The organism is Amycolatopsis sp. NPDC098790 (assembly GCF_044759945.1).
Taxonomy (GTDB): domain Bacteria; phylum Actinomycetota; class Actinomycetes; order Mycobacteriales; family Pseudonocardiaceae; genus Amycolatopsis.
Window position 1 is genome coordinate 490,790 of sequence record NZ_JBIWAI010000002.1, and the last position, 5,684, is coordinate 496,473.

A 5,684-nucleotide genomic window follows, 5' to 3' on the forward strand; every position below is an offset into this window, starting at 1 on the left:
CGGACTCCGCGGTCGCGCGCGCGGCCGCGTCGCCCGCGCGCGAGGCGGACCACGGGCCGGGTGCGGTGGGGGAATGCGGGTCCGTCGCACCCATGTGCGCCGGCCCCGCGCCGATGACGATTCGTCGTGAGAAGTTCGCGGCTCGCCCCGCGGACGTTCCCCGAACGCACAGGGAGCGACGCACGATGACCACGTTCCAGATCGAGCAGACCCCCGACGGGCCCGGCGTGGCCGCCGGGTCCCCGCTCAAGTTCGTCCTGTCCAGCGTCCAGTCCGACTCGCACATGTGGAACCTCGTCGCCCTCCAGCTGATCATGGAGGAGATGGGGCACGAGGTGGTCAACCTCGGCGCCTGCGTGCCGGTGGAGCGGCTGCTGGCCGCCTGCCGCGACGAACGCCCCGACTGCCTGGTGATCAGCACCATCAACGGCCACGGGCACGTCGACGGCGCCCGGGTGATCTCCGCCCTGCGCGCCGACCCCGCGCTGGCCGGCCTGCCCGCCGTCATCGGCGGCAAGCTCGGCGTCCGGGGCGACGCCAACGCCGAACTGGAGACCGAGCTGCTGGCCCTGGGCTACGACGCGGTCTTCCACGTCGGCGCCGGCGACTCCGGCCAGGCGATCGAGTCGTTCCGCGAGTTCGTCGCCGCGAACGTCCGGACCTTGCGGTGACCGCTGCCCGGTCGGTGTTCAGCAGCTTCGTGGCCGAGCACCGGCGCCGCCGGACGCTGGTCGTGCAGCCGCGGATGGGGTTCTCCGACCCCGTCGTGATGCGCCGCGGGCTGCGCGCGGTGGCCGAGGCCGGCGTGCCGGCCGTGGGCACCGTGACCCTGGACAGCTACACCCGCACCGGGCAGCACGACCTCGCCGCCATGTCGATCGCCTCCGGCGTCCCGCTCAACGGCTACCCGCTGGTGGCGCTCGGCGCGGGCGCCACCGCCGAACTGGTGGACGGGCTGTACGGCCCGCGCTTCCCGGTCCAGGTGCGGCACGGCTCCGCGCAGCCGGAAGACATCTTCGCCGCGATGCTCGCAGCCGGGCTCGACGCTTCCGAAGGCGGGCCGGTGTCCTACTGCCTGCCCTACAGCAGCGTCCCGCTGCGGACGGCGACGCGGTCGTGGTCGCGGTCGGCGTCGTTGCTCGCCGAGCAGACCGTGGACTGCCACCTCGAGAGCTTCGGCGGCTGCATGCTCGGGCAGCTGTGCCCGCCCGGGCTGCTGGTCGCGCTGTCGGTGCTGGAGTGCCTGTTCTTCGCCGAACACGGCGTGCGCAGCGTCTCGGCCAGCTACGCGCAGCAGACCAGCCCGGAGCAGGACGCCGAAGCGCTGTGGGCGATGCGGCGGCTCTGCGCCGAAGAACTGTCCACTGTGGACCACCACGTGGTGCTCTACACCTACATGGGCCTGTTCCCGGAGTCCGCGGCCGGGGCGCGGGAGCTGGTCGCCGAAAGCGTCCGGCTGGCCGTGCGCACCGGCACCGAGCGGCTGATCGTCAAGACCACGGCGGAGGCGCACCGGATCCCGACCGTCGAGGAGAACGTCTCGGCGTTGCGGCTGGCGCACTCGGTCGCGCTGGAGGAGCGTCCTTCGGCCGCGCCGCCCGGCGACTCCGAGGTGTACGCCCAGGCGCGGTACCTCGTCGACGAGGTCCGGTCGCTCGCCCCGACGCTGGCCGAAGCGCTGCCGGCGGCGTTCGAGCGCGGCCTGCTCGACGTCCCGTACTGCCTGCACCCCGACAACGGGAACGAAACCCGGTGCGTGCTCGACGACGACGGCCGCCTGCAGTGGTGGCACACCGGGCGGATGCCGCTGCCCGCCGCGCTCGGCGGCCGCCGCGGCCACGGCCGGGTCACCGCGACCCGGCTGCTCGCCGACCTGTCCTACCACCGCCGAAGGCTCGACCCGGTCCTGTCCTGATCCGCACGACCAGCTGGGAGTGAGAACGCCATGGAGTACACCGATCCGCCGGACCCGCGCACGCACCTGACGTCGGAGACCACGCGGCACGTGCTGGGCCTGCAGCACCGCATGCTCGCCGAGGCGCGCGCGTTCCTCGCCGCCCGCGGTTTCACCGAGCTGCTGCCCCCGGTGATCGGCCCGGTCACCGACCCGGGCGGCCGCGGCGCGAAGCAGGTCGACGTCGACTTCTACGGGCACCGGTACAAGCTGATGACCAGCGCGATCCTGTACAAGCAGGCGTCGCTGCTGGGCTTCTCGAAGATCTTCTACGTCGCGCCGAACGTGCGGCTGGAACCCTTGGAGACGGCGAACACGAGCCGGCACCTGGCCGAGTTCCACCAGCTCGACGTCGAGGTGGCCGGCGCGTCGCGCGACGACGTGCTCGACCTGCTGCAGGACCTGGTGGCGCACGTGGTCCGCCGGGTCGTCGAGGACGCGGGCGACGTGCTGGAGGCGCTCGGGCGCGACTCGGGCGCGTTCGCCGACCTGCTTGGCGGCGCGTTCGGCCGGCTGTCGCACGCGACCGCCGTCGAGACGCTGCGCGAGCTCGGGCACCCGCAGAGCGAGGACGCCGAGATCGACTGGGCCGGCGAGGCGATCCTGTCGGAGAAGCACGCGCGGCCGTTCTTCCTGGTCGACTACCCGAAGGGGTCGCGCGGGTTCTACGACCGGGAAAGCGTTTCCACGCCGGGCGTCCTGCGCAACTTCGACCTGATCGCGCCCGAGGGCTACGGCGAGCTGTGCAGCGGCAGCGAGCGCGAGCACGACTACGGCCGGATCGTCACGCGGATGCGCGAGACGGGGGAGAACCCGGCGAAGTACGCGTGGTACCTGGACCTGGTCCGCACGGGCATTCCGGCCAGCGCCGGGTTCGGGCTGGGCGTGCAGCGGTTCACCCGGTACGTGGCCGGGCTGGACGCGGTGTGGCAGGCGACGGCGTTCCCGAAGCTGCCGGGGGTGGTCTCGCCGTGACCGCGTTGGAGGCTTCGGGCTTTCCCGCTGACCTCGTCCGGGCGCGCGCTTTGGAAGGCGCGTCGGCAGTGTTCCCGCCCGCTTCCGCTTACGGGACTTCGTTGTTCGGCGGGTCTCCGGTCGATTCCGCCGATCTGCTGGAGCAGGCGCGGCTGGTGCCGCCGGTGTTCGTCCCGCGGCGGCTGGAGAAGCTGATCGAGCTGGGCCGGGAACCGTTGTACGGCGACGTTTCGCTCTCGACGTCGATCGGCGGGTTCGCTTCGGCGTTGCCGCTGTACCTGTCGGCGTTCGGGTCGACGCAGGTGGCGGGCCGCGGGCTCGGCGCGGCGGCGTCGGCCCAGGCCGCGCGGCTCGGGATCCCGATGGTGATCGGCGAGAACGTCGTCCCGATGCACGGCCACGGCCGTGTGGACGGCGCGTCGGCCGGGACGCTCCTGGAGCGCCTGCGGGCGTACGCGGACGCGGTCCCGGACGGGCTCGGCGGCGTGGTCGTCCAGCAGAGCACGGAGGACGCGGACGCCGAGGTGTGGAACCTGGTGTATTCGGACCCGTCGGCCCTGCCGCTGCTGGAGTCCGGCCGGCTCGCGTTCGAGCTGAAGGTGGGCCAGGGCGCGAAGCCGGGCCTCGGGGGGATGACGCTGGTCTCGCCTTCCGCTGCCGCCTCGCTGTCTGACTTGTACACAGTGGACACTTCGCTGGGCGCACGGGTGCTGCGAAGCAGTTCGCCGGGGACGTTCACCGACGAGATCCTCCGGCAGCAGATCCGCCTGATGCGCAACAACTTCCCGCGTGCCGGGGTGTGGGTGAAGCTCCCGCCCGGGCGTGACATCGGCGCGGCGGCCGCGGTGGCTTGGGCGGCCGGAGCGTCCGCGGTCACGGTGGACGGCGCCGAGGGCGGTTCGGGCTGGGCGCCGTTGTCGTTCGGTTCGGTCGGGTTGCCGTTGGCGGAGTGCCTGTCCCGCATCGGAACCCCGGCCGGCTGCCTGCTGGCATCGGGCCGGATGTGGGAGGGGACGCGGGTGGCGAAGGTCCTGGCGCTGGGGGCCCGCGCGGCGGGTCTGGGCCGGGCGGCGTTGCTGGCGGTGGACACGGACCCCGCGGACGGGTTGGTCCGCTTCGTGGAGGCGCTGGCGCTGGAGCTGCGGCTGTTGTTGAGCGCGCTGGGCCAGTACCGAGCGGACGCGCTGACCCCGGACGACGTGTGGTTCCCGGGCCGGGCGGAGCAGGTCCGCGAGCAGGTGCTGTCATGACGGCCGGTCCGGAGGTCGCGAATGACTCATTGGGGTCTTCAGAGGTCCCGAATGAGTCATTCGCGACGCTCGACACGACGGCGACCGGTAAGGGGCTTCCCTCGCCCTTCCTCGGCCTCGTCCTCGCCATGGGCCTGTCCTCCTTCGGCGACGCGGTCTGGCTCATCGCCCTCTCCGTCACCCTCGTCGGCACCGCGGGCCCCGCCCTCGCCGGCCTGGTCCTCGCCCTCGGCTCGCTCCCGAAAGTCCTCACCCTCCTCGTCGGCGGCGCCGTCGCCGACCGGACCGGGCCGCGGCGCGTCCTCATCACCACCGACCTCATCCGAGCAGGCGCCATGCTCGCCGGCGCGGCCGGGGTCCTCCTCGTGGGACCCCAACTCCCGCTGCTCACCGGACTCATCGTCGTCATGGCCGTCGCGAGTGCCTTCTTCATCCCGGCCTCCGACGCCCTGCGCCCGAACCTCCTCCCGCCCGAACACCTCGTGCGCGGCAACGCCGTCTACCTCGCCGCCGTGCGGGGCGGGCAAGCCGCCGGGGGTGCGCTCGGTTCCTGGCTGGCCGGGCTCGGGGGGCTCGTCACCGTCGCCGTCGTCAACGGTGTCAGCTTCGCCGTCTCCGCACTCGCCGCCGGCAACACCAAAACGCTGACCAGCAAGGAACCCCGGCAACGGGTCAAGATCAAGCAGCTCGGCAAGGAAATCGCGGAAGGCGTGCGGTACGTCGCCAAACGGCCCGCGCTGCGAACCGCCATGATCGTCACCGGCCTCCTCGAACTCAGCGGCGCCGGCCCGATCAACCTCGGCCTGGTCCTGCTGGGCGGCACGACCGGCGCCGGCTGGCTCCTCACCGCCATGACGCTCGGCGCGTCCCTCGCCTTCGTCGTCTCGGTCAAGTGGCCGCCGCGGGAAAAGGCCGGGCGGCTCGCGACGGCGGGGCTCGCCGCGCAGGTCGGCTGCCTCGCCCTGCTGGCCACCGGGAACCTCGCCGTCGGCATCGCCGCCTTCTTCACCCTCGGCCTCGTCGCCGGGCTCACCGCACTCGTGCTCGTGAGCCTCGCCCAGCGGTGGTCGACGAAGGAGATGCGCGGCCGCGTGATGTCCATCCTCGCTCTCTTCACCCTCGCCGCCACCCCGGTCGGGAACCTGCTGATCGGCGTGCTCGTCGAGACGCTCGGCGTCCCGTTCACCATGCTCGCCCACGCCGCGGTCGCGCTCGTCGCGCTCGCCCTGCTCGTCGCCACCCCGGCACTCGGCCGGGCCGCACTCACAGAGGAGAAGCAGTCATGACGAACCCCTTCGAAGACGAGAACGGCACCTTCCTGGTCCTGGTCAACGCCGAGAACCAGCACTCGCTCTGGCCGTCCACCGTGGACGTCCCGGCCGGCTGGACGAAGGTCCACGGCGAGGACACCCGCGCCGCGTGCCTGGAGTACGTCGAGCAGAACTGGACCGACCTGCGCCCGGCGAGCCTCGTCGCCGCGATGCGCTGACCCTTCCCCGCCGGCA

Annotated in this window: 6 protein-coding genes; all 6 read left to right on the forward strand. The window is 72.7% G+C overall.

Going from position 1 to position 5,684, the window contains the following annotated elements:
• Positions 1–185: 185 nt before the first annotated feature.
• The 6 genes from ACIQWX_RS15925 to ACIQWX_RS15950 are packed head-to-tail and all read left to right on the forward strand — an operon-like array spanning position 186 to position 5,668.
• Positions 186–671, forward strand: coding sequence for a cobalamin B12-binding domain-containing protein (locus ACIQWX_RS15925; protein ID WP_400870607.1), 486 nt, complete (start codon positions 186–188; stop codon positions 669–671).
• Positions 668–1,915: a methylaspartate mutase gene (locus ACIQWX_RS15930; protein WP_400870610.1), complete on the forward strand. Its 1,248-nt coding sequence runs from the start codon at positions 668–670 to the stop codon at positions 1,913–1,915. The genes ACIQWX_RS15925 and ACIQWX_RS15930 overlap by 4 nt, the downstream gene beginning before the upstream one ends.
• A 30-nt stretch (positions 1,916–1,945) precedes the next feature.
• Entirely contained in the window at positions 1,946–2,929 is a 984-nt protein-coding gene (locus tag ACIQWX_RS15935) for an asparagine synthetase A (RefSeq protein WP_400870613.1), read from the forward strand.
• A complete protein-coding gene (locus ACIQWX_RS15940) occupies positions 2,926–4,179 on the forward strand; it encodes a glutamate synthase-related protein (RefSeq protein WP_400870616.1) in 1,254 nt (417 codons plus the stop codon). The genes ACIQWX_RS15935 and ACIQWX_RS15940 overlap by 4 nt, the downstream gene beginning before the upstream one ends.
• A complete protein-coding gene (locus ACIQWX_RS15945) occupies positions 4,176–5,465 on the forward strand; it encodes an MFS transporter (RefSeq protein ID WP_400870618.1) in 1,290 nt (429 codons plus the stop codon). Before ACIQWX_RS15940 ends, ACIQWX_RS15945 begins: the two co-directional genes overlap by 4 nt.
• Positions 5,462–5,668: an MbtH family protein gene (locus ACIQWX_RS15950; protein WP_400870621.1), complete on the forward strand. Its 207-nt coding sequence runs from the start codon at positions 5,462–5,464 to the stop codon at positions 5,666–5,668. Before ACIQWX_RS15945 ends, ACIQWX_RS15950 begins: the two co-directional genes overlap by 4 nt.
• Positions 5,669–5,684: the final 16 nt, after the last annotated feature.